Source organism: Streptomyces sp. NPDC033174, assembly GCF_055577795.1.
This window is the reverse complement of sequence record NZ_JBVIPQ010000004.1, coordinates 262,233-286,863: the sequence shown is the minus strand read 5'-3', so window position 1 is coordinate 286,863 and position 24,631 is coordinate 262,233. Positions and strand designations below refer to the sequence as shown.

The 24,631-nt window shown below is 64.6% G+C and carries 28 protein-coding genes, 1 tRNA gene and 1 pseudogene; 26 read left to right on the top strand and 4 right to left on the bottom strand.

Features of this window, described 5'->3' with window-relative positions; all coding sequences use genetic code 11:
- The first annotated feature begins 189 nt into the window (after positions 1-189).
- The 24 genes and pseudogenes from ACZ5VC_RS14875 (at position 190) to ACZ5VC_RS14760 (ending at position 18,320) form a co-directional block, all read left to right on the top strand.
- Positions 190-1,062 carry a hypothetical protein gene (locus tag ACZ5VC_RS14875; RefSeq protein WP_469120442.1) on the top strand — a complete coding sequence of 291 codons (873 nt, stop codon included), beginning with the start codon at positions 190-192 and terminating at the stop codon, positions 1,060-1,062.
- 48 nt (positions 1,063-1,110) lie between these two features.
- Positions 1,111-1,260, top strand: coding sequence for a hypothetical protein (locus ACZ5VC_RS14870; RefSeq protein ID WP_469120441.1), 150 nt, complete (start codon positions 1,111-1,113; stop codon positions 1,258-1,260).
- Positions 1,261-1,374: 114 nt separating this feature from the next.
- A complete protein-coding gene (locus ACZ5VC_RS14865) occupies positions 1,375-1,596 on the top strand; it encodes a hypothetical protein (RefSeq protein ID WP_469120440.1) in 222 nt (73 codons plus the stop codon).
- A gap of 95 nt (positions 1,597-1,691) precedes the next feature.
- Positions 1,692-2,318, top strand: coding sequence for an RNA ligase family protein (locus tag ACZ5VC_RS14860; protein WP_469120439.1), 627 nt, complete (start codon positions 1,692-1,694; stop codon positions 2,316-2,318).
- Complete coding sequence (locus ACZ5VC_RS14855; protein ID WP_469120438.1) at positions 2,315-2,572, top strand: hypothetical protein; 258 nt, start codon at positions 2,315-2,317, stop codon at positions 2,570-2,572. Before ACZ5VC_RS14860 ends, ACZ5VC_RS14855 begins: the two co-directional genes overlap by 4 nt.
- A gap of 198 nt (positions 2,573-2,770) precedes the next feature.
- The gene (locus ACZ5VC_RS14850; protein ID WP_469120437.1) at positions 2,771-3,514 is read left to right on the top strand and encodes a recombination directionality factor; all 744 of its coding nucleotides are present in this window, start codon (positions 2,771-2,773) and stop codon (positions 3,512-3,514) included.
- A 394-nt stretch (positions 3,515-3,908) separates the two neighbouring features.
- On the top strand, positions 3,909-4,640 hold the full coding sequence (locus ACZ5VC_RS14845) for an HNH endonuclease (protein ID WP_469120436.1): 732 nt from the start codon (positions 3,909-3,911) through the stop codon (positions 4,638-4,640).
- A 48-nt stretch (positions 4,641-4,688) separates the two neighbouring features.
- Positions 4,689-7,172: a phage/plasmid primase, P4 family gene (locus ACZ5VC_RS14840; RefSeq protein ID WP_469120435.1), complete on the top strand. Its 2,484-nt coding sequence runs from the start codon at positions 4,689-4,691 to the stop codon at positions 7,170-7,172.
- Between the two features lie 62 nt (positions 7,173-7,234).
- Positions 7,235-7,735: a DNA cytosine methyltransferase gene (locus ACZ5VC_RS14835; RefSeq protein WP_469120434.1), complete on the top strand. Its 501-nt coding sequence runs from the start codon at positions 7,235-7,237 to the stop codon at positions 7,733-7,735.
- Positions 7,736-7,805: 70 nt separating this feature from the next.
- Entirely contained in the window at positions 7,806-8,288 is a 483-nt protein-coding gene (locus tag ACZ5VC_RS14830; protein WP_469120433.1) for a DNA (cytosine-5-)-methyltransferase, read from the top strand.
- A gap of 72 nt (positions 8,289-8,360) precedes the next feature.
- The gene (locus ACZ5VC_RS14825; protein ID WP_469120432.1) at positions 8,361-10,313 is read left to right on the top strand and encodes a DNA polymerase; all 1,953 of its coding nucleotides are present in this window, start codon (positions 8,361-8,363) and stop codon (positions 10,311-10,313) included.
- Between the two features lie 486 nt (positions 10,314-10,799).
- A complete protein-coding gene (locus ACZ5VC_RS14820) occupies positions 10,800-11,801 on the top strand; it encodes a sigma-70 family RNA polymerase sigma factor (protein ID WP_469120431.1) in 1,002 nt (333 codons plus the stop codon).
- Positions 11,802-11,851: 50 nt separating this feature from the next.
- Complete coding sequence (locus ACZ5VC_RS14815) at positions 11,852-12,169, top strand: endonuclease VII domain-containing protein (protein WP_469120806.1); 318 nt, start codon at positions 11,852-11,854, stop codon at positions 12,167-12,169.
- Between the two features lie 27 nt (positions 12,170-12,196).
- The gene (locus tag ACZ5VC_RS14810; RefSeq protein ID WP_469120430.1) at positions 12,197-12,397 is read left to right on the top strand and encodes a hypothetical protein; all 201 of its coding nucleotides are present in this window, start codon (positions 12,197-12,199) and stop codon (positions 12,395-12,397) included.
- A 24-nt stretch (positions 12,398-12,421) separates the two neighbouring features.
- Positions 12,422-12,507 (top strand): annotated as a pseudogene (locus ACZ5VC_RS14805).
- Between the two features lie 35 nt (positions 12,508-12,542).
- Positions 12,543-12,947, top strand: coding sequence for a hypothetical protein (locus tag ACZ5VC_RS14800; protein WP_469120429.1), 405 nt, complete (start codon positions 12,543-12,545; stop codon positions 12,945-12,947).
- A gap of 107 nt (positions 12,948-13,054) precedes the next feature.
- The gene (locus ACZ5VC_RS14795; protein WP_469120428.1) at positions 13,055-13,366 is read left to right on the top strand and encodes a hypothetical protein; all 312 of its coding nucleotides are present in this window, start codon (positions 13,055-13,057) and stop codon (positions 13,364-13,366) included.
- A complete protein-coding gene (locus ACZ5VC_RS14790; RefSeq protein WP_469120427.1) occupies positions 13,363-13,560 on the top strand; it encodes a hypothetical protein in 198 nt (65 codons plus the stop codon). The genes ACZ5VC_RS14795 and ACZ5VC_RS14790 overlap by 4 nt, the downstream gene beginning before the upstream one ends.
- Positions 13,561-13,642: 82 nt before the next feature.
- On the top strand, positions 13,643-13,864 hold the full coding sequence (locus tag ACZ5VC_RS14785) for a hypothetical protein (RefSeq protein ID WP_469120426.1): 222 nt from the start codon (positions 13,643-13,645) through the stop codon (positions 13,862-13,864).
- Positions 13,865-14,493: 629 nt separating this feature from the next.
- Complete coding sequence (locus ACZ5VC_RS14780; protein ID WP_469120425.1) at positions 14,494-14,712, top strand: hypothetical protein; 219 nt, start codon at positions 14,494-14,496, stop codon at positions 14,710-14,712.
- Positions 14,713-15,653: 941 nt separating this feature from the next.
- The gene (locus ACZ5VC_RS14775; RefSeq protein ID WP_469120424.1) at positions 15,654-16,484 is read left to right on the top strand and encodes a hypothetical protein; all 831 of its coding nucleotides are present in this window, start codon (positions 15,654-15,656) and stop codon (positions 16,482-16,484) included.
- A 112-nt stretch (positions 16,485-16,596) separates the two neighbouring features.
- A complete protein-coding gene (locus ACZ5VC_RS14770) occupies positions 16,597-16,986 on the top strand; it encodes a DUF732 domain-containing protein (protein ID WP_469120423.1) in 390 nt (129 codons plus the stop codon).
- Positions 16,987-17,054: 68 nt separating this feature from the next.
- A complete protein-coding gene (locus ACZ5VC_RS14765; RefSeq protein ID WP_469120422.1) occupies positions 17,055-17,327 on the top strand; it encodes a hypothetical protein in 273 nt (90 codons plus the stop codon).
- 828 nt (positions 17,328-18,155) lie between these two features.
- Positions 18,156-18,320 (top strand): hypothetical protein, encoded by a 165-nt coding sequence (locus tag ACZ5VC_RS14760; protein WP_469120421.1) that lies wholly within the window; start codon positions 18,156-18,158, stop codon positions 18,318-18,320.
- 10 nt (positions 18,321-18,330) lie between these two features.
- On the opposite strand, the gene ACZ5VC_RS14755 is transcribed toward ACZ5VC_RS14760, so the two are convergent.
- The 4 genes from ACZ5VC_RS14755 to ACZ5VC_RS14740 form a co-directional block, all read right to left on the bottom strand.
- Positions 18,331-19,644, bottom strand: a complete 1,314-nt coding sequence (locus ACZ5VC_RS14755) for a DUF2252 domain-containing protein (protein WP_469120420.1) — start codon at positions 19,642-19,644, stop codon at positions 18,331-18,333.
- Positions 19,645-19,901: 257 nt separating this feature from the next.
- A complete protein-coding gene (locus tag ACZ5VC_RS14750; RefSeq protein WP_469120419.1) occupies positions 19,902-20,561 on the bottom strand; it encodes a response regulator transcription factor in 660 nt (219 codons plus the stop codon).
- A 73-nt stretch (positions 20,562-20,634) separates the two neighbouring features.
- Positions 20,635-22,350, bottom strand: coding sequence for a sensor histidine kinase (locus tag ACZ5VC_RS14745; protein WP_469120418.1), 1,716 nt, complete (start codon positions 22,348-22,350; stop codon positions 20,635-20,637).
- 214 nt (positions 22,351-22,564) lie between these two features.
- Positions 22,565-22,651: transfer RNA gene (locus tag ACZ5VC_RS14740), tRNA-Leu, on the bottom strand.
- Between the two features lie 468 nt (positions 22,652-23,119).
- On the opposite strand from ACZ5VC_RS14740, the gene ACZ5VC_RS14735 reads away from it, so the two are divergent.
- Both ACZ5VC_RS14735 and ACZ5VC_RS14730 read left to right on the top strand, forming a co-directional pair.
- Positions 23,120-23,992 carry an FhaA domain-containing protein gene (locus ACZ5VC_RS14735; protein WP_469120417.1) on the top strand — a complete coding sequence of 291 codons (873 nt, stop codon included), beginning with the start codon at positions 23,120-23,122 and terminating at the stop codon, positions 23,990-23,992.
- 10 nt (positions 23,993-24,002) lie between these two features.
- Complete coding sequence (locus tag ACZ5VC_RS14730) at positions 24,003-24,521, top strand: FHA domain-containing protein FhaB/FipA (RefSeq protein ID WP_469120416.1); 519 nt, start codon at positions 24,003-24,005, stop codon at positions 24,519-24,521.
- Positions 24,522-24,631 lie beyond the last annotated feature (110 nt).

Here is a 24,631-nt window from a genome sequence, read left to right as displayed (position 1 = left end):
TCCACAGCGGAAGGGACCGGGGGCTTCGTCGTGTAGAAGTGCAGATTTGTAGGTCTCCCAGGAACAACAATAGAGATCCATAAGAGAAACCGGGTCGGAGTGCAAACGTGCACTTCTGCACCTGCCGCTGAAAAGCCCTTCCGCTCAAGGACTAGTGCAAACGAATCCCTGAGCCCGGAAGGGGCACCCATGGGCAAGATCCGAACTCTCTACAGGGGCGGAAGTCGCTTCTACCTGAACACTGCCTTCCCGGACAACGTGTATCCGGGCGTGACGAGCGTGATCGGGATGCTTCCCAAGCAGAACTTCTTGGGTCCGTGGAACGCGCGCATGACCGCTGAGCTTGCGGTTGACTCCATTGACTTCGTGGCGCAGATGGCTGCACGCGACCGGGACGGAGCCGTTGACTATCTCCGGGGCGCTGCCCGGCGGTACACGAAGGTTCGCGCTGACGTGGGCAGCATGGCTCACGACCTGTTTGAGCGCATGATTCGCGGTGAGGGTGGCTTCACCGATCGGGACTCGTTCGGCAGGTTCACCACGCCTGTTCACCCGGACATGACCCCGTACCGCAAGCACTTCGCTGAGTTCCTTGAGGCGGTGAACCCGGAACTCGTCCGCGCGGAAGACGTGGCTTGGAGCGACACGCACGAGTACGCCGGCTCTTTCGACGTGGTCATGTACGTGTGGCTTGACGACAACGGCAACCCGACCCCGGACCGCTCCGGCAAGCGTCACCTGATCATGGGTGACTGGAAGACCAGCAAGGCCACTTACCCGGACGTGGCGCTTCAGATGAGCGCATACGCCAACGCGGACTTCATCATTGACGCGGACGGCAACCGGGAACCCATGCCTGAGTTTGACGGTGCTGCCGTTCTGCACATCACTGACGAACAGTGGGCGTTCAAGCCGGTCGTCATTGACGACGAAGTCTTTGAGGAGTTCCTTCGTCTCCGTGGCACGTTCAATTGGGACCGTGACCTGAGCCGGCGGGTTGTCCTCAAGCCGATCGCGTCCAGCAAGAGCCGACTCGTCACCGGTACGCAGCGGAGGGGCTGACTCATGCTCGCTACGCACACGAGCCGAATGCACGAGTTCAGTCTTCACATGAAGTCTGACGAAGTCGTTGACGTGATCAACGAGTGTGCCGACGCGGTCAACACGGCGCGTGAGCTGGGGCTTGATCTCCCGAAGCTTGCCGCTGTCCACACGAAGCTGAATGCCCTCTTGGGAGATAAGGAGCAAACCCGCGCGTGAGCGGTCCGAACTGTCTTTGCAACCCTCAGAAGTCGGGGCTGTGTGGCTCGTGCGGAGGGTGAGGGAATCCCCTTCGCTCAAGTCCCACTGACCCCAACGGAAGGAACCAAGACAATGGCGAAGCGGAACACTGCGGCGGACGCTGCCGGTCTCGTGGGCGCGCTCGTGCTTCTCGTGGCGCTCATCATGTTCGTGCCGTGGCTCGTCATGCTCCTCTTCGGCGTGTGGCACAGCGTGCGGCCGGCTGTCCCGGCAATCGGCTTCGGTGAGGCGTGGCTTCTCGTGGCTATCACGGGGCTTCTGACGGCTCCGGTCCGCTCGAACAAGTCCAACTAGCCTCACCCCAGCGTTAGCCCCTCAGCGACCCACTCACGGGCGTTGGGGGGCTTTCGTGCGTCCGGGGTCGGAATCCCCTCCGCTCCGGTAAGAGCATGACCAACCACACGTTCACGGCATGGCCGAAGACCCCCCGACTCCTCCGCACGATCGTCGTTACGGAGAAGCTTGACGGGACCAACGCGGCAATCCACATCAGCACCGTTCCGCACGTCCCCGCGTGGACCGACTTCCCGCCCGGCTCGTACTCCGTCGTGGTGGACGGTACCCGCTACGTCCTCACCGCTCAGTCCCGGTCCCGCGTCATCACTCCGGGCAAGGGCAAGGACAACTTCGGCTTTGCCGGTTGGGTGTACGAGAACGCCGAAGGTCTCGTTCGTGCGCTGGGCACCGGTGTGCACTTCGGTGAGTGGTGGGGCTTCGGCATTCAGCGCGGATACGGGCTGCCTGACCGTCGCTTCTCGCTCTTCAACACGGACCGACACAAGGACGTGAACGTTCGTCTCGGCAGCGCGATTGTTGAGCCGGCTCCGGTGCTCTATCAGGGCATGTTCAGTCAAGCGGAGATTGAGAACGCGCTTGTTGCGCTTGCTTCGCGCGGCTCCGTCGCTGCCCCCGGCTTCATGAACCCGGAAGGCGTGTGCGTGTGGCACTCACAGACGCGGCAGGTGTTCAAGGTGACCCTTGACAACAACGACGCGGGGAAGTGGGAGACCGCGTGAAGCTTCCCGAAGGGCTCTTCTACCGCGTGCAGTCGGCAAGCTTCGGCCGTGCGCTTGAAGTCCAGTTGAGGCAGCGTCGCCGGATCGGGTCGCGTCTCCTTGAGGAAACCTACGTCTACCCGGAAGAGCACCCGACACCCGAACAGGCCGTTGAGACCGCGAAGGCGCGCGTCTTCCTTCGGCACGTTGAGAACGAAGAGGCACGAGCGGCGTACCGCGCTGCCCTCAAGCTCACCGGGGATCATCCCGCGTGAGTCCCCTGAGCCCCCTTGTCTGGCCTTCGTGGTCGGGCAGGGGGGCTTTCTCGTGCCCTGGGAATCCCTTCGGCTCTAGCGCCCATGCAGAGAGCAACGGAGCGGCGGAAGGCCGGAACGGTCGGCAGACACCTTCGGGTGCGTGGACACGACCTGACCCCTTCCGCCGTTCCCTCAATCCCATGGGGAGCACGCAGCATGGCGAAGCAGAGCATTTGGGCCGGAGACGAAGACAACAAGCCGAAGGAGCGGAAGACCTACGCTGACGACTCCGTTGGCCGGCTGCACTCCGGTACGTCGGAGGTGAACGAACAGGGCAAGACCGTTGGCGTAGCGCTCTCGGAGTGGCGTTTCAGCACCGGTGAGAAGCACGTTGCCGAAGCCGTGGCTCAGCTCTTCGGGGGCACTCCCGTTGAGAACGAAGAGAGCACGTCGGAGAACTTCATTGACGTGTTCACGAGCGCGACGAAGATTCCCGTCATCCTTGAGGCGGACGGTATCCACTGGGACATGAAGCAGTGGATCAACGGCAAGCTCAAGCACCACTGCGACGGTTTCAACTTCGTCAGCCACCCGAAGGACGAGAAGCTTGTTGGGTCTCCGTGCGGGTGCCCTTCCCTGTTCGCTGAGCGGAAGCAGGCAGCGAAGGACGACGACGGACCCGGTCCGTCCATCACGATCACCTTCAAGCTTGCCGACGACCCGGAGCTTGGGGAGTTCAAGTTTCAGACAGGCGCGTGGACGCTCCTTGCCGTTCTGCACGAGTCGGAAGACGCGCTTGCCCGGATCGGTCAGGGTGGCCCGGTGCTCGCTGAGCTTGAGCTTGAGCCGGTTGACTTCGTGATCAAGAAGGGTCCGAAGCGCGGAACTCCGGTCTCGTACATCAAGCCCGTGATCCGGGTCAAGAAGTCGTACAACGACGCGATTGCCGACGAGCGGTGAGCGTCGTCCCGCAGCATCCGACGGAGCTTCCCGCAGCAAGTGACGAGACGATCCGTCTTCCGCTGTGGGACTTCTCGCCGGCCATGCGCAACGCCGTGATCCACGAGCGACGCGTTCGCTTCGGCGTGTACGAAGAGACCGGAGATCCTGAGTATGGGTAAGCGCGGCATTGTCGCTGACTATGCCGGTGAGCCCCTATATCCGGGTGATCTCGTCAACTACCCCTCACGTCAAGGGAACGGGGTGCGTGCGTCGGACGCGATTGTTCGCCGCACGTACTTCGTCCGCGTTGAGGGGCGCAAGTTCCCCATGCTCAAGGTGCAGCCGACCGGCACAGACAGCCGTTCGGAGAAACCGCGCAAGACACTACGGGCTGAACACGTAGCGGCAACTCATGTGCGCCTTCTGCGGAGCAACGTCACCGGGGAACAGGACGAAGGCAAGTAGGCGCGACACGGGCCGGACGGTACTCACACGGGTGCTGTCCGGCCCGTTGTCGTTTCAACCCACTCTTGAGAGTAGGCAACATGCAAACCGGCATGTTCATTGGTCCCGACGCGGCTCCGGCCATGGGGGACGTACGCGCGCTGAGCCACGGGGACACCGTGTATCTCAGGGCAGGCGTAACCGACCGGAAGGATTGGGCGCGCTACGCCGACGCGCTCAGCACTGCTATCACTCGTGGCGCGTCCGTTGTGTGGTGGGACTAGTGAAGGTGTGTCGGCACTGCGGACGAGCGAAGCCCGCTGAACAGTTCCTTGCCGGGAAGGCGAAGCGTCCGTCAAGCTCGTGCGCCACGTGTCGCCGGAAGCGGGCAGCGGACCACCGGAAGCAGTATTACGCGAAGTTGCCGCCGGACAAGCGCCACGAGCTGACGCACCGGAAGCGCGCGAAGGAGTACGGCGTTGAACACGAGTCGTACAGCCGTACAGAGATCATGCGGCGTTGGGGCTACCGCTGTGCGTACTGCGACAAGCGCGCCACGCACCTTGACCACGTCCACCCGCTGAGCAAGGGGGGTGCCGACAAGGCTTCCAACATGCTCCCCGCGTGTGCCGGCTGCAACTTGAGCAAGGGTGCGAAGACGCTTGCGGAGTGGGCGGAGACCTTCGGACCGGTCGTGTAGGAATCCCCTCCGATCAAGCACGGGCAACCGGAAGAAAGAGGGTGGCCCGTGGACTTCAAGGACGTACTTGCACGGTTCGGGACCGTGACCGAAGAGGCGGACGGTGGGTATCTCGCTAAGTGCCCGGCACACGGGGACTCCCGTCCGTCGCTTCGGATTTGGCGCGGTGACGATCTCAAGGTTCGGCTCACCTGCCGTGCGGGATGCGACACCAACAAGGTTCGTCTTGCTGCCCGGCTCAACTGGAATGACCTTTTCAACGCGACCGGCGACGGTCTCACGGTGCCGAAGGAGAAGCCCGCGCTCGTGGGTACCGCTCTCACTGCTCAGCTTGCAATGTACGTGGACAAGACCGTTGCCGCGTTCGTCGGTACTTCGGAGTGGGGTCAGCGGGCTCGTGGCTACGCGCTTGACCGCTTCGGTCTCGACAGTGCCACGGCTGCCGAACTTCTCGTTGGTGTGGACGACGGACGCGTTCCGGGTCTTGACTACACGGACAGCGAAGGACGAGCCCGCAACTACCGTTCCCGTGGCTTCCGTCAGTTCCCCCGGCTCACGGTCCCGCTGCACGACTTCAACGGCGTAGCCCGTGGCTTGCAGGGGCGAGACCTGACCGGACACTGTCCCGGACGGTGGCTGTCCCTCAGCAACCCGGAGGGGCTTCGGTGGGGTCAGTACGGCGTGTTCAGGGGCTCCGGCGGGTACGCGGTCACGATCGTGTCTGAGGGACCCGGAGACGGTCTCACGTCGGTTGCGGTCGGGTACGACGCGGTATGTATCCGTGGCGCGTCCCTTGCCGGAAGCCCTGACCTTCTCGCTGAGCTTGCAGCCGGCCTTGCCGGGACTCAGGTCATTGCCGCCGGAGACAACGACGAAGCCGGGCAGCGCTTCAACCGTGCGCTTGCCGAAGGTCTCAAGCCGTACGGCATTGAGGTTTACGCGCTCCCCATTCCCAACCTGGGGCCGAAGACTGACCTGACGAAGTGGCGCGAGACGACCGGCGACGACTTCCCAGGGCTCATGCACGGCGCGGTGAAGTCGGCTCGTCCGGTGGTGGACCGTGCCGTTGCTGAGGCTGCCCAGCGCAAGGCCACGGTGGCGAAGCGGACCGGTGCTGTCACGGTGTCCGACGATCAGGGACGTGACGCGGCTGACATTCTCGCTGATCTCGTGCGCACGTACGGGGAGAGCGACGCTATGAACGCTCATGCGCTCGTTGCGTGGTCTGACGGAAGGATCAAGTACGCGCCCGGTCTCGGCTTCCACACGTGGAACGGCGTTACCTGGGAGCGGTCGGAGCACAAGGTTCGTCAGGAGATCCACCGCATGGGCGCTGCGCTCGTGTTGGCCGGCAACGCTCAGGAAGCACGCGGGTTCACCATGACGACGCGCATTGACGCTCTCATGACGGAGCTTCGCAGCGTGCCCAGCGTGTACGTCAACGCGGACGAGTTCGACGCGGCTCCGCACCTTCTGAGCTTCCGCAACGGTGTCGTTGACCTTCGGACCGGCACGCTCCGGGACCACGACAAGAACGACATGCTCACGGTCTCGCTGCCGATTGAGTACGACCCTGACGCGCTGTGCCCCCGGTGGGAACAGTTCCTTACGGAGATTTTTCCGGGGAACCCTGACCTTGTCGGCTACATGCAGCGGCTCACGGGCTACGGGATCACGGGCAACACGTCGGAACAGTGTTTCGGGGTTTTGTGGGGGAAGGGTGCCAACGGCAAGAGCGTCTTCACGGACACCCTGACGAGCGTCTTCGGGAACATCACGAAGACCACGCCGTTCGCCACCTTTGAGGACAAGGGCAGCGGCGGAATCCCGAACGACATTGCCGCGCTTCGTGGTGCCCGGCTCGTCATGGCTTCGGAAGGCGAGAGCGGCAAGCCCATGTCGGAAGCCGTGTTGAAGCGCGTCACGGGCAAGGACAAGGTCACCGCGCGCTTCTTGCGTCAGGAGTTTTTCACCTTCGCGCCCACGTTTCTCATTCTTCTCGCCACGAACCACAAGCCCCGCTTCAAGGGTGCTGACGAAGGTCTGTGGCGACGCGTCAAGCTCATCCCCTTCAACCGGTACTTCGCTCCGCACGAGCGGGATTACGACCTTGACAAGAAGCTTCTTGCTGAGGCTGCCGGGATCGTGGCATGGGCTGTGCGTGGTGCTGTCGAGTGGTACGCGTCCGGCCTTCGTGACCCGGATTCCATCACGTCCGCTACGCGCGATTACCGCGCCACGTCCGACGCGTTGGCCGGCTTCTACTCCGAAGACCCTTCGGTTCCCGCTGTGCTCGTGAAGTCTGAGGGTGCCGTGATGCTGGGCGGGGACGCGTTCAATCACTACTTGGATTGGTGCGAAGCCGAGAACCTTCCCAGCAAGGAGCGTTGGACGCGACGAGCGTTCTTCTCCGCCATGGAAGAGCGCGGCGTGTCCCGTAAGCGGGTGGCGAAGGGCAACGCGTTGGTCGGTGTGCGCCTTGCTGACGAGCCGGACAAGTCCACGGGACCCGGAATCTTCGGTCAGGGCTAGGTGGGAATCCCCTCCGCTCTCAGACAGGTAACAGCAACCCAATGAGAGCGGAGGGGCACCCGGTGCCAATCCTTGAGCTATGCGCGGGTTACGGCGGTCTCGGTATCGCAGTAGAAGCGCTCACCGGAGACAAGGTCACGGTCGTTGCGGAAGTCCACAAGGCAGCGTGCGAAGTCATGGCGTACCGCTTCCCGGACGCGCCGAACATCGGTGACGTGAGGTACGCCCCGTGGCACGAGTTCACGGGCGAAGTGGACACCATCACTGCGGGCTTCCCGTGTCAGGACATCAGCAATGCCGGAAGGCGTGAGGGGATCAAGGGTGAGCGCAGTGGAATTTGGTTCAACATCGCTGACGCAATACGGGTCATTCGACCGCGACACGTGTTCTTGGAGAACGTCGGAGCTATCCGAAATAGGGGGCTCGGATCGGTCCTCACGTCGCTTCACGAGATCGGGTATGACGCTGCGTGGACGTGTATACGAGCTTCCGATATCGGAGCCCCGCACATGCGTGACCGGTGGTTCTGCGTTGCCGCTCCTTCCGACCCCGACCGTAGCTGACGCTAACCGGGGTCCCGACTTCGCTAAGCGTGACCGGGCGGGGGCAGGTGGGGACGACCTTGTTACCGCCGTGGCTCGTCTCTTCCCGCGTGACCGCGCTGACAAGCTCTTCAAAACCCCTACCGCGAATCTCGGCAGCAACGGCAGCGCTCAGCACCCGGACAAACGTAAGGCCGGTGGCCACGGTCCGACCCTTGAAGACGAAGTTGTCTTCTTGCTGAACGTCACGCCCGAAGACGAGTTGCCCGACGACGGACCGCACTCCCCCGCTGAGTGGTGGGGAGAGTTCGCACCTGCCGTGTACCGGTGGGAAACAATCCGGCAGACAGCGGCACCGGTTCCGGTCATTCGTGGTCCACGCGGCGGAGTTAAGCTCTCGCCCGAATTCGCTGAGTGGCTGATGGGGCTAGAGCCCGGTTGGGTGACCAACGTTCCGGGGCTCAGCCACCGCGAGAAGCTTGAGCGAATCGGCAACGGCGTGGTCCCACATCAGGCGTTCGCCGCGTTCCGTGAGTTGAAAGCGACGTTGGACGCTCACCGCGCGGAGCGGTAAGGCACGCAACCGACAAGGGGTCAGCCTACTCTCAAGAGTGGGTTGACCCCTTTTGGCGTTAGGGGACACACCTTGAAAACTTACTTCCATGACGTGGCCGGCGAACACGTCCGGATCAACATTCCAGAGACGGACAACGACCTTCGTGAGTTCATGCAGTGGGCGCGCACTGCCGCTCACCGGGGACCGATCGCGCTGGACACTGAGACGACCGGCCTTGATATCTACAGCGCCACGTACCGACTTCGGACCGTTCAGTTCGGTGACGAGCACACGGCATGGGTGATCCACTGGGAGCGCGGGGGACGCTTCATTGAGGCTGCCCTTTTCGTGCTCCGCATGGCTCCGCGCTTCCTGATCCACAATGCGCCGTTCGATTGGCTCGTACTGGACGAGCACGCGGAGTTTGCCCTTGAGATCCTGGCACCGAAGACCGTTGACACGAAGATCAAGGCAACGCTCATTGACCCGCGTGAGCCTCACAAGGGGGGAATCGGGACCGGCCTCAAGCCCCTCAGCGCCCACTACACGGACCCCAGCGCGCCGGACACTGCCGGAGACCTGACCGAAGTCTTCAACGGTCTCGGCTTCACGAAGGCCACGGGTTGGGCGAACATCCCGTTGGATCACCCGACTTACAACTTGTACGCCGGCCTTGACGTGATCTACACGGCGCGTCTTGACCCGATCCTGACTCGTGAGCTTGCTCGTCTCGGCGTGCGTCAGGCACTCGTGGACTACGAGCACCAAATTGCCCGCATGTGCTCAGTGATGATGCGCGCCGGAATCGTGCTGGACAGTGAGTACGCGTCCACGCTGTCCGTGAAGCTTCATGAGGAAGAGGCGAAGTACAGCGCGGTTGCCGCCCGGTATGGCGTTGAGTCGGTCAACTCCGGTGCCCAGGTGGCGGAAGCCCTTCTTGCCATGGGCGAAGACATGATTCTTCCGGGCAACAGTGCGCCTGAGTACACGAAGGGGGGCGCGCTCAAGACAGACAAGGCCGTTCTTCAATTCCTCGCTGACCTTGACCGTGATTGGGAGCGCGTAGGGGGACGTGAGCCTAACCGGCTTGCTGACGCTGTCCTTCGCGCGAAGCGTGCGGGTAAGTGGGTCACCGCGTACGCGGACACCTTCCTGACGAACGTGGACGCGAACGGTCGCGTACACCCGAACATACAGACACTCGCTGCCCGCACGGGTCGTATGAGCATCACGAAGCCCGCGCTTCAAACGCTCCCGTCTTCTGACTTCATGATCCGGCGCGCACTCCTTGCGGACCCCGGTCACGTGATGATCAGTACCGACTTCGCTGCCGTTGAGATGCGCGTTCTTGCCGCTCTCGCCAACGTGAAGCGCATGAAGCAAGCGATCAACGCCGGTGAGGACTTGCACGACTTCACGGCGCGTCTCGTGTTCGGACCGAACTTCACGAAGGCTCACCGCAAGCTCTGTAAGGGAATCGGCTTCGGCAAGGTCTACGGCGGAGGGGCTGAGACGATCGCGCGTCAGACCGGTGCGCCTATCGCTCAGGTGCGCGCTGCCATTGCTGCGTACGACCGGGCGTATCCGGAGATCGTTCGAGCGTCCAAGAAGTGGCAGCGGGAAGCTCGTGCAACCGGGCTCGTCACCGTGTCCGTCACCGGTCGCCGGCTGCCGCTTGACCGGGACCGTATGTACGCCGTTGTGAACTATCAGTCACAGTCGGCAGCGCGTGACGTGCTGGGGCAAGCCATGCTGAACATGGAAGAGGCCGGCCTTCTCGACTACATGAAGTTGCCGATCCATGACGAAGTGCTTGCGTCGGTGCCCGCGAAGGAAGCCCAGGACTTTGCCCGTGAGTTCGAACGCTGCATGTCGTTCGATTTGTTCGGCGTTCCGATTGAGTCCGAAGCCGAAGTTGGCGGACGCTCGTGGGGCAGCCTTTACATGAAGGACAGTTCCGGTAAGTACCTGCCTGAACTCCTGATCGCGCAAGACGAGTGGTACGCGGAGCACCCGCAAGAGGCGTACGCGAAGGCCGCGTGAGTGAGCTAGGCCACCTTCCGCTTCTGTTCGACGTTCGATTAGATCACGGCGCGATCACGATTCACTGCCTACTCTCAAGAGTGGGCTGAGCCCCCGCAAAAGGCCGTTTCTTCGATTCGCAGGTAACCCCCCTGTCACGACCCCGGCTCACCCGTCATCCCGAAGGATGAGCCGGGGTCTCCCCTTAGAAACATGCCTTCCGACCGACCCCGTTGCATGGTCAACTAGATGTGCGGTGCCTACTCACAACGATTGTTTCTGAGTAGGCACTGACGTACGTTCGAACACGCAACGACGAACGGCCTTGATCAAGCCCCCGTCAGCAACCGTCCCACTGACGGGGCTTAGGCCGTGACACCCCTCTTCGCCATTCCGTGGCGGAGCCATGCCCAAACAGGGCTGTGACCTGGGCAAACGCCTGACTCCTTCGGTGGGAATCCCCTCCGCTCCATTCCGGAGCGAAGCCACCCCGAAGGAGATTCCCCAGTGATTGACCTCACCGCTCAGCAGATTGCCGCCGCTCAGAACAACGACCTTGAGGCCGTTACGGCAGTGATCGAAGCGACGGAAGAGCGCGTGTCTCAGCTTGCCCGGCGGTACGCGACGACCGGCGGACGCACGGACGCTGACCTGATGGACGATCTTGCCCAGGTGGGTCGTGTGGCCGTGTGGGAGGGACTGAGCCGCTTCACGGGCTCGTCTGTGGCGGAGTTCTTCACCTTCATGGACCGGACCGTTTCCGGGAAGCTCAGCGACGAGCGCAAGACCGTGACGCGGCAGGGTGTCAGCCGTTCGATTGCCGCTGAGTTTGAGAAGGCGCTGAGCATGGCTGCCGGAGACCCGTACGAAGCTGAGCGGCTGTGCGTCCTCACCGAAGTCATGGGCACGAAGCGCATGACCCCTGAGACCGCGTACGCCGCTCGTATCTCGTGGCAGGGGGCTGAGTACCTTGACGCTCCGGTTGGCGAGAACGAGAACGCCACGGTTGCCGACACGCTGACCAACTACGCGATTGCCCGCAATGAGGCGAACGACGAGCTGTCTGAGCGTCAGCGCGAGAACAAGCGTCGGGTTCACGAGACCCTTGACCTTCTCCCTGCCGAACAGGAAGCCGTTCTTTCCGCTGAGTACGGCATTGGCGACTTCCCGTGTGTCGGTGCCGACGACCACCGGGGACTTGCCGAAGTGGCCGGGGTCGCTTACACGTCCGTTGAGAGCGTGAGGGACGAAGCCCGGAAGAACTTCAAGACGCTGTACCTGGGCGGAAGCCCGGAAGCCCCGAAGGGCGAAACGCAGTGCTGCAAGGCGTGCGGCATTGAGAAGCCCGTTGACGAGTTCTACGTTCGGAACAAGGTCACCGGGGCGCGCATGTCTCAGTGCAAGTCGTGCAAGCGCGGAGCCACGAAGCGCTTCCGCAAGGACAACCCGGAGAAGCGCAACGCTCAGAAGCGCGCGTACAACGCCCGTAAGAAGGCCGCTACCGCGTGAAGTCCTGTTCTCGCTGCGGGGAGAAGAAACCTCTTGAGGACTTCTCCCCCATGCGTGGCAAGCCCCGCGCTAAGTGCCGGTCGTGTTGCTCGCTTGAGCGGACGTTGAGCCGGTACGGGATCACGGCCGAAACGCTCACGGAACTCATGCGCCGGCCGTGCGATATCTGCGGAGCCCCACCGGGGAGTTTCCAGCGCTCCCACGCTATCGACCACGAGCACTCATCAGGACGCGTCAGGGGCGTTCTCTGCCACTCCTGCAATCTCGCCCTAGGCCACTTCAAGGACGACCCCGAACGGCTGTCTCGTGCGGTCTCCTATCTCGCCCATGACGCGGACTACCGCGCGGGAATCCCCTCCGCTCCATAACGAGCAACAGACCGAAGGAGCAACACCGTGGCTACCTACAACCTGCCGACCGGCGGACACGTCGAGACCTTCCCGACCGCTTCGCGCATGGCCGTTGAGTTCGTGACGCACAACGCGGAAGGCGAAGTGATCAGCACCGTGCGGAAGAGCCGTACGAACGCGCTGCCCATGCTCGCATCCCTCCGGCGCGCTGACGCTCTCGCCTGCCGCTTCAAGTCGTCTGTCTGACGCAACGGGGCTCCGGCCCCATACGCCCCCGTAGCTCAACGGAAGAGCATCCCAATCCGGAGCCCGCAAGGGTGCACGGGACGACGCGGGTTCGAATCCCGCCGGGGGCACGCAAGACCACACCCAACGATCAGGAGAGAGCATCGTGAAGGTTTGGCGGGTTGCCCATGCCACGGCGCGTGACAAGGAATTCCCCTCCGGCCCGTACACATGCCGGAACGTCCCCATTGACGATTACGAGAAGCTGACCGGCATGGGTTGGCGACACAGCGACGAGCGCCACCCTTCCCCGCAAGCTGACCCGAACCTGAACACGATCTACGACGACGAAGTCTGTGGCTTCGCGTCGGTGGACGAGCTGAACAATTGGTTTGAGGACTTCGGGGACCGGTTGGCTTCCGCCGGCTTCCACGTGTGGGAGTACGAAGTTCCTGAGTTCTCGTACCGCGTTGGTCGTTTCGGTCAGGTCGTCTTCAAGAAGGATGCTGCCGTTCTGATCAGTCACGAGCCGTTCAAGCCCGTTCAGCTTTCCCTTTGGGCGGACGCGTGAGCGTTAACCCCTCTTCGGAGCTTTACCCGTGGACACAGTTCCGCAAGGAAGTACGCGCACAGATAGAAGCTGAGCGCCTTGCAAACGAGTTGAAGGAGACCGCACCCATGCTGAGCGTCACCCGCGAGACGAAGGCCGTACTCAAGACGAAGACCGGTGAGCGCGTCGTTGCGTTCACGAAGGACAGTGAGCCGGGCATTGCGTCTCTGGCCGTTCCGGGTGACCGCGCGAAGCTGTCCCCGCGCGAGATGCGTGAGCTTGCCGCGTGGCTGAACGAGACTGCCGCTGAACAGGAGAAGGTCACGCGCGAGACCGCGAAGACTTCGCTCACCTTCCGGGGGCAGACCTACGAGCGTCGCACCATGAGCCCCCAGGAACGCGCGTATCAGGATCTCATTGCGCGCGGTCTCCGTCCGTGACGATCCCGGAGTTCAAGCCCCCTGTACTCACGTCACGGGCACAGCGGGCAGCGGAAGACCTTGCTGAGCGCGTGGACACGTACCGGGTGGCTGTGCGGTTGATCCGTGAGGCCACCCTGACGAACGACGCGTACCCGGAAGACGTGCTTGCCCTTGCGCGCTTCCTTGCTCGTGACACCAACGACACCGAATGACCAACGAGCCGGTCAGCCTACTCTCAAGAGTGGGTTGGCCGGCTCTTCGCTTGAGGGGAATCCCCTCCGCTCCGGTACGGGTGTGAGCGACAAGAACCCGTTCCTTGAGCTTGACCCTGCCGCAATTGACGTGCTGGACGACATGGTTGCCGAATGGCTAGACCTTGAGCGCCACGGCCAACTGAACGGTTCGCACGGATACGGACCCAAGAAGACTGACGCACTGTCCCTGATCGCTGCCCAGGTGCGCGACGCATGGAAGCGCAAGGTCAATTACCGCGACGTTGAGGAGAGCAACGAATGAACTCGTACAGCAAGGACAAGATGAGCACCGGCACGAAGGTTGCCGCTGCCGCTTCGGCCGTTCTCGTGGGCGCGCTCATGGTGGCCGGCTGTGCCGCTGACGGGGACGACGACACCCGTTGCGACACGTACACGACGGTTGGTTTCAGCGTCCCGCGTCCGGCTCCGGCTCCGCGCATCGCACCTGCCCCCGCTCCGCGTCCGGCTCCGGCTCCGCGTCCCAACTTCAACAAGCCGACCACGCCGAAGAGCCCGCAGCGTTCCGGCGGTACCACTGTGGTTCCGGTCCCGAACAGCCCCACCACGCACACCGTTTGCCACGGAGACGAGCGCAATGATTCCTGAGATTCCGCTTCGCTTGACGGGAAGCCCGCTGGATGATGTGGGCGCTCAGCTCGTGCGGGACAAGCGGACCGGGGAACTTCGCGTACGGGCTCACGGTGTGCACACGAGCGCCGGAAGCTCGTACGGGAACGAACTCGTGATACGCGACCGGGCGCAACTCCGCAAGCTGATTGATGAGTTGCAAGGCGCGTACTACGGGTGGCCCGGAGACGAGCGCTGAGCTTGTGCCTACTCTTAAGAGTAGGCTATGATTCCCTTGTAAGCACGAAACGCCGAAGGGGAAACATGGACACCGTGAAGCTCACCAACGCCGATAGCAAGCAGACTGCCGAAGTCACCTTGAACGGCGAGACGCTGACCGTGCGCGTTCTCCTGAGCGGTGGCGACGAGCTGACCGGCTGGACGTTCGACTATGAAGCGGACGGGTTCGAGCCGGGTTACGCCGCTGACGCTGCGGCATACGAAGTCTCTCGGTTCGAGCGAATCGGGTACATACAGAGCTGAGCGCATACGAAGCCCCCTGATTCCTACGGGAGTTAGGGGGCTTCGTCGCGTCAGTGCCTACTCTTAAGAGTGGTTACGTGGTACGATTCTCTTGTAAGAACGACGGAGCGAAGGGGTAAGAAAATGGCTCAGGTACGGGAACTCAAGTGCGTCGCACACGGCGAGAAGTGCAACGGCAACCCGAAGCAAGCGCACCTTTTCCGGTGGGTCCGCGTCAACTGAGCCTGATAAGGGGTCAGCCTACTCTCAAGAGTGGGTTGACCCCTTTTCGCGCTTAGTCGTTTCACAAACGCACAAAGTGATCACACTCCGTTACTCTCTGGCATATGTCGGTGGCTGGGAGTATCCTCGTACGCATGTTCGATCAGCACGGAAAAGCAAGCTATGGCCAACACTCCGGAGCCGTCCGGTTGCCTTGTGTTACTTGTGTGGTGCACGGGGTACAAGGTCGGATGCCCCCCACACCATGGGAATCGGCCAAACGGCCGGTGACACAAAGTCCCAGGTGGTGACGCACGTATGCCATGGCGCGTAGCCCCGAAGGTGAAGCTCACCCTTGAGTTCTACGTCCCGACTCCGGAAGGTGGCTGGACATGGAAACCCGCACCCGAACACAGCGAAGCCGGTGAAGAGCATGTGATGACTGAGCAAGACGTGAGCCGCGTCCTTGAGACATACGGCGTGATCGTCGCTCAGATGCTCGTCAGGCACGGTCCACCACGCTTCCGTATAGTCGCGCACTCCAGCATCACGGGGCACGCAATCGGTGTGCACCCGTGGAAGTGGAACGCTGACCTAGGCAGATACGCCCCGGACGGAGACCCGTGGACCGTGTGGGACGAAGAGGCAGCGGCACGGTACCGGGCTGAGTGCGACGCGTAGGAATCCCCTTCGCTCAAGAGCGCCTGACAGAACGTCAAGCCACTTGAGGGGCAAGCGACATGGGGAAGAGCAAGGCTGAGAAGCCAACGGTCACGCCGGCTCAGCGCACGATCCGGAGAACCCGGCGGGTGCTGACCGGTGGCCGTTGGTTCCTGATCACTGGACTCGTCTTCTACTCACTGATGACGACCACGCCGTTCGTGTCGGCACACAGTGAGTGGGAGTGGTCCGGCTTCGTGCTGGGCTTGATCGTTGACGCGGCGTTCATCATGGCGTTGAGCGCGGAGAGCACCCTTGCCCGGCATGGCGTGACGAAGCTGGGGAAGTGGCCGGTTGCCTTCCGGTGGCTCACCGGTCTCAGTAGCGTGTTCTTGAACGTGTGGCTCAGCGTCTCGGATCGTGACGCGGTCGGTGTGGCCGTTCACTTGATCGCTCCGGCGCTCGTCATGCTCCTTGCCGAAGTCGGCCCGGTCTACATGGCTGCCCTTGCCGACGCGGAGCACAAGGCCACGAAGGCGGACGCGTTCAAGGAGCTGTACGACGAAGGGCTTGCCCCCTGGGAGCGCGCCATTCTGGACGAGCCCGTTGCTGCCCGCATGGTGGTGCACAACCCGCCGGAGACTGTCCTGTTCGAGCGGTACGAGCCGGAAGACGCTCCGGAGTTCAACGCCCCGGACGAGCCCGTTCAGGACGAGCTTCCGGAGCCGGAGCCCCAGGACGAGCCGGCTGAGCCCGTTGCCGACCGGCTGAGCAACAAGGAAGCCGACGAGATCATTGAGAAGGGTTGGCGACACCGACTGAGCCCCGAAGAGGTGGGCAAGGCCGCTACCCGTCACCCTGCCACCGTCCGACGCAAGTACAAGGAGCTTGACGCTGCCCTGAGCGTCTGACGACGACCTGAGCCCCGTGCTGACTGCCACTCCGGCGGTTGGTACGGGGCTTTGTCGTACCCATGGGCTACCCTTCACGATTCCTGTACATGACACACACATGGGGGGAACCATGCGCTACACCCTGCCCGCTCTCGCTGCCGTTGCCGTCTTCGCTCTTGCCGGATGCGGGGGCAGTGACGACGACACAGCTACCGCGCCCAGCTCCGCGCCGGTGAAGACTTCGGCTGCCCCGGTGGCTGACCCGATTCCGTCGCCGGATGCCGCACAGACGAAGGCGCTCGTGACCGCGCTGGGCAACATCAAGCCGGAGCTTGCGGCAGACGAAGAACGAGCTGTCAGACGAGCCCGGAACGTCTGTCAGGACCTCAAGGCCGGCAAGGACGCTGCGACCATGGCGAGTAACGCCAACTACCGGTACAGCGGGGGAACGGCCGGACAGCTCACGGACGCTCAGGGAGCGAAGATCGTGGAAGCGGTCAAGTCGTCGTTCTGCAAGTAACCCGCTGAGCCCCCGTACTGACTGCCTTCCCGGTAGTTGGTGCGGGGGCTTCTGCGTACCCTCAAGTCATGGACATTGACGACGACTTCAACACGGGCATTGTCGGACCGAAGACGAAGAGCTTCACGAGCGTCGGTGAGATTCTGGCCAAACTTGAGGGCAAGGCCGCTATGTGGGAACGGGTGGCGCGAGACAACAAGGAACGGGCGGAAGACTTCGAGCGTGCAGCGCAAGCAATCCGGGAAGGCTCAGTTTCGGTGACCGTGGGGCGCACGACCTACACCCTGACGGATGACGAGCCAACTACCCGTGACGAAACGGCTGACGAGACAGTTTCGTAGGCGTAGCCTGAAACGGCACCACTCCTGACGGATGATCAACTCACCCCGGAGTGAGGACAACAAAACATGACCACAGCGGACCGCGTGAAAACGCGGGGAAGGTCGCTGTACGGATCGGGGAGCGCCATTCCCCCGACCGTCCGCCACCCTTCCCCGTTCCACGAGCGAGAGAGGGTGGCGAACTTGTCTGAGGCACCACGAGAGATCGTGTCCCACCGTCAGCCGGAGATCCGTGCAACCGTGCGCACCGGGTGCGACGTGTGCCACGCGTTGGCGAAACAGTGGGACACGTCGTGGGACCGTGACCTTCTCATTGAGATCAACAATCACCCGCACGAAGAACCGAAGCTCTCGCGCGTCAAGGCGTGGATCAACGATGGGGCGAAGGTCGGGTGACCGCCCCGGCAAAACGGCTGAGCGCCCGTACAAGCGCCTTACCTGAGCCGGAGCTAATAACGCTCCTTGACGACCCCACCGGCCCGTACGCGAACTCTCCGGCCGGTTGGTGGACACCGTACGGCGGAGCGCTGGACGTGACTTCCGGGGTCGTGTACTTCCCGCCCGGATCTACTCCGCCACCGTGCGCACTGCCCGACTGCAAGTCACGGGGGGAACGCCGGTGCTAATGCTGAATCTGCGTACTCCGCGCCGTGGCCTTGCGGACCCTGCCACATGCCCCGTGTGCCGCTTCCTGCGGAATTGCATCAGGCACGTGATCACGTCCGGAAGCGTCTCCGGTGCGCGCCCCGTTGTTCTCGCCATGCGCACACACATGGTTCACGGACACCCGCACGATCCCCGGACGATCAGGAAGAGCAACGAGTGACCATGACTGAGCATGAGCGATCGGTTCGGGTAACCGGCACCGTTGGTGACGACGTGCTGACCGTTCACGCGCTGACCGAAGACGGCAAGCCGGCGTGCGGAGCAACCGGCAAGGTGGACGAGTGGCAGCGCGCTGTATCGTGCCCGAAGTGCATCACTGACGAATGAAGCCACCGGCTCAGGCCGGTCTCACTGCCCCGTCCGTGCGTCCATCCCCCGTGGCGCATGGGCGGGGCTTCGTCATACCCTGGGAGCGCCCCGGTCGGCTGTCTGTCCGCAAACACACTGCCGACCGGGGTTTTCGCAGGTCAGACAACCTATGTCGTGTAGTCGAAGAGAGGATGTCGCTGACGACCTGCATCCGCTTCTGTCCGTGCACGACGCGTTGCCCTTCGTGCCCCGCGTCCGGGGCCTCGAAGCCGGCTCCGGGCAGGTAGGGCAGCAGCACGGACGGTCTGGCTTCCTTGACCTGAAGGACGAGTGGCTCACCCCGGTGGTCGAGGAGCAGGACCACATACGACCGGGTGCCCACGCTTCCGGTGCCGACGACCCGGAAGGCGACGTCGTGTATCGCGTACCGCGCGAGCAGCGGCAGCCGGTCGTCGGGAAGTGTCTCCAGATAGGGGCCGAGCGCGGCCGCGACGGTTGCCGCTTCCTGGTCGGGGACGCGTCGCAGTACGGGTGGTGCGTCGACGAAGCGTCGTCCCCCTGTGCCCTCGGCGTCGGTCACAGCCTCGGTCGACTTGGCGGCGAACCGGGCGCTGGTGTTCTGTCTGGCCTTCTCGGAGACCCTTTCCAGCGTGCCGAGCAGGTCGCGGGCGTCGGTGTGGGAGACGAGTTCCTCGTCGGCGATGGCGTTCCAGGCGTCGAGTACCGGCAGTCTGGCAAGCAGGCGCATGGTCCGGCGGTAGGCGCCGACGGTGTCGAAGGCGGCTGCCCGGCAGGTGACCTCGTCGGCGCCTGCCTCGCGCCCGGCCAGGACGAGCGAGGTGGCGAGGCGCTTGAGGTCCCACTCCCAGGGGCCGACGACGGTCTCGTCGAAGTCGTTGAGGTCGATGACGAGCCGGCCGCGCGCGTCGCCGTAGAGGCCGAAGTTCGCCGCGTGGGCGTCGCCACAGATCTGGGCGCCTACGCCGGTGACCGGTGTCGTCATGAGGTCGTGGGCCATCAGGCCGGCGGAACCTCGGAGAAAGGCGAAGGGGGTGGCGGCCATGCGGCCCACGCGTATGGGCGTCAGTTCCGGCACCCGTCCCCGGCTGGACTCCTCGACGGCCCGGACGGCGTCGGGCCGGTCGGAGGTGAGGGTCAGCGCGCTGTGCCCGGCGCGCGGTACACGGTCGCGCAGTGCCTTTCCCCGTGTTTTGGGGGAGTCGGCCGCCTTCTGAGCGGTTGCGGTGGTCGTGGTGGCGCGCGGGGCGAAGCCGGGGACCGGTGGGATGCGTTCTCCGTCCGTTCCTCGCTGTGCCGGCACCGCTGCCCGGGTCTCGCCCATGACACCGCCTCCCCCGTGACCTGGTGGTCGTGGGCGTGTGCGCCACGACGTGGATCAACATCAACTGCCCAGACCGTACCGTCGGTGGCTGGAAGCCGTCTGCCCCTGTGGACAACCCGAGGATTGTGGAAAACCCGGCCGCTCTTCCAGGGGACAGGCCGCGGGGCCGGATGTCTTCTGGCCAGGGCCCGGCCGGGGCCCTGCCATCCCACCGCACTCACACGGACAAGGCCGCGGAGCTGCGGCACCCGCCGCGCCTACAGGCCGGCGTCCCGCGCCAGGAGTGCGGCCTGGACGCGGTTGTCGCAACCCAGCTTGGCGAGGATGCGGCTCACGTACGTCTTCACCGTCGCCTCGCTCATGTGCAGCCGTTTTCCGGCGTCGGCGTTGGACAGTCCCTCACCGAGCAGGGCCAGGACATCGCGTTCCCGTTCGCTCAGCGCGGCGACGCGTTCCCGTGCTGCTTCGTTGCGCGCCGCCGCCCGACCGGAGGCCAGCTGCTCCACGACATGCCTGGTCGCTGCCGGTGAGAGGTAGGCGTCCCCGGCGGCCGCTGCCCGCACGGCCATGATCAGCTCGGCCGGGGCGGTGTCCTTCAGCAGGAATCCGGCGCCACCGTGTTCCAGCGCCCGCAGGACGTTGTCCCGCTCGCCGAAGGTGGTCAGGATGATCACTCTGGCCGCCGGGGCGGCTCGGCGCAGCTCGGGGAGTGCGGCGAGGCCGTCGAGGACCGGCATCTGGATGTCGAGGAGCACCACGTCGACGGCGTGGGCGCGGGCGAGGTCGACGGCTTCGCGGCCGTTCGCCGCCTCGGCGACCACTTCGATGTCCGGGTCGGAGGTGAGGATCATCCGGATCCCGGCCCTGATGAGGGGTTCGTCATCGGCTATGACGACCCTGATGCGTGGCCCTGCCACTCCCCACCCCCACAGCTACCGGTCGGCGTCGTCGACGTCGGCGACAGCTTGCCCGCTGTCGCCACCGACGCGGCTAGCGCTTGACGTTGTACGACTTTTTCTCGATCAGCTTGCCGTCCTTGAAGCAGAACCGGAAAACCGGCTCGGTCTCCAGGTCGTCCCCCGGCTCGGAGGACATCAGGACCAGGCATTTGGATCCCTCGGGCTCTTTGGGGCCCTTTCCGTGGAGGCCTGTCGTCGCGAACGTGTCGCCGCTGGGCAGCTGGTCGCGGACCTCGGTCTCTGCGGCGCCGACACGGACCGCTTCGTACTGGCCGGGGCCGATCATCGCCTTGTCGAGCGACCCCACGAGGAAGTAGAGCCCGAAGCCGCCGGCCACCATCAGCAGGACGAGCGCCGCGAACGCGATGCCGCATCCCAGTGCTATGCCGCCGCCCTTGCTCCTGCCCCCGTTTACCGCCATCGCCAACTCCCGCTCTGTGATCGTCCAGTCCATGACCGGACCACCGTCGCGGAAGGGGTGTGCGGGCGACTGCTGTCGGAAGTCGTCGGCGGCGTCAACCAAAGGCGCGGCTTCCACGACTCCGTAGGGCAGAACTCCGGCGACGCGGAACCCGCCGCTGTCGGCGGGGCCGGCGTGCACCATTCCGCCGACGAGCCGGGCCCGCTCGTGGAGGCCGGTGAGTCCTTGTCCGCCGCTGACGACCTCGTCGGGAAGGTCGGTGGCCGGTTCGTTGACGATCTCGACGACGAAGGAGTCGGGCTCGTAGCGCAGCTCGATGGTGATGGGGGCGCCGGGTGCGTGTTTGTAGGCGTTGGTCAGTGCCTCCTGCACGATGCGGTAGGCCGCGTGGTCGGGGGCCGCGGCGAGTGGTCGGGCGTCGCCGCGGCGCCTGAGTTCGACGGCGTTGCCCGCGACTCGCGCGGCGTGCGCGAGGCCTTCGATGCCGGCGATGCCTCGGGCCGCCCGTCCTGTCTCGTCCAGGGCTACGGCGGCGGCTTCGACGGATGTGGGCGCCTCGACTCCGTCTCGGAGGATGCCGACGACTTCGCGCAGCTCGTGCATGGCGGTCACGGAGGCGTTGCGCAGTACGGAGACGGCGCCGCGCTGGCGGTCGGTCAGTTCCCGGTCGACTTCGAGGGCGCCGGTGTGCACGGCGATGAGCGCCAGCTGGTGGCCGAGGCTGTCGTGCATGTCCTGTGCGATGCGCTGCCGTTCGCGCAGGCGTGCCTGTCCGGCGATCATGGCCCGTTCGCGCAGGAGTTGTGCGTTGCGCTCCTGCAGGGTGTGCAGGAGGGTCCGCCGCTGGGTCCAGTAGCGGCTGCCCAGTCCTGGTACGACCGTCGTCGCGAGGAAGTACAGCGTGGTCATGAACGCCAGACTGAGGGCGCGCTGCTGGTCCCAGGTGTCGAGGACGGTGACGCTGGTGAAGAGGGCGTAGGAGGCGGTGAAGGCGGTGAGTGCGCGGCCGGCTCCGGCGACGTACCGTCCGGCGGACCAGCCGACGAGCATGAGGAGCGGGCCGAATCCGGCGATGAGCGGGGCGAGGGCTCCGGTGATGACGAGGACGGTGGCGGGAAGCCGGCGTCGCAGCAGGGACAGGACGACGGTGGCGAGCGCCACCCAGGCCAGGCGCCATCCCTCGCCGCCCAGCAGTTCCTCGGTGCCGGCGGCGAGCAGTGCCATGACGACCGCGAGCACGACCTCGCCGGCTGTCCGTCGCCGCGACCACAGCTCGGGCGCCGCGAGCCACTGCAGGCCCGCTCTGATCTTCGATGACACGTCCACGCTCGCACCCTAGGCAGCCGGGCGTCGCGCTCGCGGTCCTCTTTCGTCTCCTCCGCGTGCGACGAAGGTCGCGACCCCAGTCGGGACGTGTGGTCCGGGCAACGTCCCCGTCCACGTGCCGGGTCAACGTGCCGGCCAAGGCGCCGGAGCCTATCCGGAACGTGTCCGGAAAACGCGGAAGCCCCGTAGGTCGATGACCTACGGGGCTTCCGTCTGGTGCGCGAGGGGGGAGTTGAACCCCCACGCCCTTTCGGGCACTGGAACCTGAATCCAGCGCGTCTGCCTATTCCGCCACCCGCGCATTGGGTGTGTCTCCTTGCTCCCTCACCTGTTCGGTGCGAGCGCCTGGCGACATCAGAAGATTAGCACGGTGCCGACGGTGGATTCACATCCGTTGTTTCGGGGTCCGTGCGGGCGAACAGCAGCGGGGGGAGAGCCGCGCGACGAGCCGGGGCGTGAGCCGGGGGAGGGTGGGAAGACAGGGATCTGGGCTCGGAACCGCGGCCCGACGCCCGCCACCACCGTCCACCGCACACCGGCCATCAGCCACGTGGATGGGCCGAGAACCGGAGTGGAAAGAAGGAGAGGTGCGCCACCCGCTCCTCCGTCCCGCACTCCGGGTGCGGGACACTGTCGGGAGGCCGCCTCTACGATCCGTGTGAGAGGTGACACTCGTCCACAGGGCAGAGAAGGGGAACCAGCCGATTTCCCGACGCGTGGATACGATCAGTAAGCAGTACCAGGACGGTTACGACGGAGGAGGTGCCCCATGGGAGTCATGAAGCGTTTCGAGCAGCGTCTCGAAGGTCTGGTCAACGGCACCTTCGCCAAGGTCTTCAAGTCCGAGGTCCAGCCGGTCGAGATCGCGGGCGCCCTCCAGCGGGAGTGCGACAACAACGCGACGATCTGGAATCGTGAGCGGACCGTCGTCCCCAATGACTTCATCGTGGAGCTGAGCGCGCCGGACTACGAGCGCCTCAGCCCGTACTCGGGCCAGCTCGGCGACGAGCTGTCCGGCCTGGTGCGCGACTACGCGAAGCAGCAGCGCTACACCTTCATGGGCCCGATCAAGGTCCATCTGGAGAAGGCCGACGACCTCGACACCGGTCTGTACCGGGTGCGCAGTCGTACGCTCGCGTCGAGTACGTCACAGCCGCAGGCCCCCGAGCGTGGCCCCGGCGGCCCGGTGGCGCACGGCCAGCAGCCCGGTCGCGGTCCTGCCGCGGCCGCAGGTGGCTACGGCTACCCGCCGGCCGCCGCGCCTCCCATGCCCGCGGCGCCGCCGCCGGGCGCACCCCGCCCCGGTCAGGCGCCGCACGGCGCCGGCCGTCCCGGTGCGGCGGCACCCATGCCCGGCGCGCAGATGCGCCGCTGGATCGAGATCAATGGCACGCGCCACCAGATCTCCCGCCCGACGCTGGTGCTGGGACGCAGCACCGACGCCGATGTGCGGATCGACGACCCCGGCGTCTCGCGTCGGCACTGTGAGATCCGGACCGGAACGCCCTCGACGATCCAGGATCTCGGGTCTACCAACGGCATCGTGGTAGACGGGCAGCACACCACCCGCGCTACGCTCCGCGACGGCTCGCGGATCGTCGTGGGCAGCACCACCATCGTTTACCGGCAAGCCGAAGGGTGAAGCGGGGGCAATGTCAGAGCTGACCCTGACGGTCATGCGGCTAGGTTTCCTAGCCGTTCTGTGGCTGTTCGTGATCGTGGCCGTCCAGGTCATTCGCAGTGACCTGTTCGGCACACGTGTCACGCAGCGCGGCTCGCGCCGCGAGAACGCGCGTCCGCAGCAGGCCGCGCGCCAGGCCGCCGCGCCTCCGCAGCAGCGGGGGCAGCAGGGCGGCGGCAGTCGCCAGCGCCGTGGCGCGCCGACCAAGCTGGTCGTGTCCGAGGGCACGCTGACCGGCACGACGGTCGCCCTTCAGGGGCAGACCATCACGCTGGGCCGCGCCCACGACTCGACGATCGTGTTGGACGACGACTACGCGTCCAGTCGTCATGCCAGGATCTACCCGGACCGTGACGGCCAGTGGATCGTCGAGGATCTCGGGTCCACCAATGGCACGTATCTCGACCGGACCCGGCTCACCACCCCGACACCGATTCCGCTGGGCGCGCCGATCCGCATCGGCAAGACCGTCATCGAGCTGCGGAAGTAGTACGACAATGAGCGAGCGGAGCGAGCGAACCGTGGCGGTCCGGGGAGCGGACCGCCACGAGTTCCCGACCGGAGGGTGGGCAGTGTGGCTCGAGACCGGTTGTACCCGGA

Coding starts and splice junctions, on each gene's coding strand:
- ACZ5VC_RS14875 (WP_469120442.1), top strand. CDS start 190: ATGGGCAAGATCCGAACTCTCTACAGGGGCGGAAGTCGCTTCTACCTG.
- ACZ5VC_RS14870 (WP_469120441.1), top strand. CDS start 1,111: ATGAAGTCTGACGAAGTCGTTGACGTGATCAACGAGTGTGCCGACGCG.
- ACZ5VC_RS14865 (WP_469120440.1), top strand. CDS start 1,375: ATGGCGAAGCGGAACACTGCGGCGGACGCTGCCGGTCTCGTGGGCGCG.
- ACZ5VC_RS14860 (WP_469120439.1), top strand. CDS start 1,692: ATGACCAACCACACGTTCACGGCATGGCCGAAGACCCCCCGACTCCTC.
- ACZ5VC_RS14850 (WP_469120437.1), top strand. CDS start 2,771: ATGGCGAAGCAGAGCATTTGGGCCGGAGACGAAGACAACAAGCCGAAG.
- ACZ5VC_RS14845 (WP_469120436.1), top strand. CDS start 3,909: ATGTGCGCCTTCTGCGGAGCAACGTCACCGGGGAACAGGACGAAGGCA.
- ACZ5VC_RS14815 (WP_469120806.1), top strand. CDS start 11,852: ATGCGTGGCAAGCCCCGCGCTAAGTGCCGGTCGTGTTGCTCGCTTGAG.
- ACZ5VC_RS14795 (WP_469120428.1), top strand. CDS start 13,055: ATGCTGAGCGTCACCCGCGAGACGAAGGCCGTACTCAAGACGAAGACC.
- ACZ5VC_RS14780 (WP_469120425.1), top strand. CDS start 14,494: ATGGACACCGTGAAGCTCACCAACGCCGATAGCAAGCAGACTGCCGAA.
- ACZ5VC_RS14775 (WP_469120424.1), top strand. CDS start 15,654: ATGGGGAAGAGCAAGGCTGAGAAGCCAACGGTCACGCCGGCTCAGCGC.
- ACZ5VC_RS14770 (WP_469120423.1), top strand. CDS start 16,597: ATGCGCTACACCCTGCCCGCTCTCGCTGCCGTTGCCGTCTTCGCTCTT.
- ACZ5VC_RS14765 (WP_469120422.1), top strand. CDS start 17,055: ATGGACATTGACGACGACTTCAACACGGGCATTGTCGGACCGAAGACG.
- ACZ5VC_RS14760 (WP_469120421.1), top strand. CDS start 18,156: ATGACTGAGCATGAGCGATCGGTTCGGGTAACCGGCACCGTTGGTGAC.
- ACZ5VC_RS14755 (WP_469120420.1), bottom strand. CDS start 19,644: ATGGGCGAGACCCGGGCAGCGGTGCCGGCACAGCGAGGAACGGACGGA.
- ACZ5VC_RS14735 (WP_469120417.1), top strand. CDS start 23,120: ATGGGAGTCATGAAGCGTTTCGAGCAGCGTCTCGAAGGTCTGGTCAAC.
- ACZ5VC_RS14730 (WP_469120416.1), top strand. CDS start 24,003: ATGTCAGAGCTGACCCTGACGGTCATGCGGCTAGGTTTCCTAGCCGTT.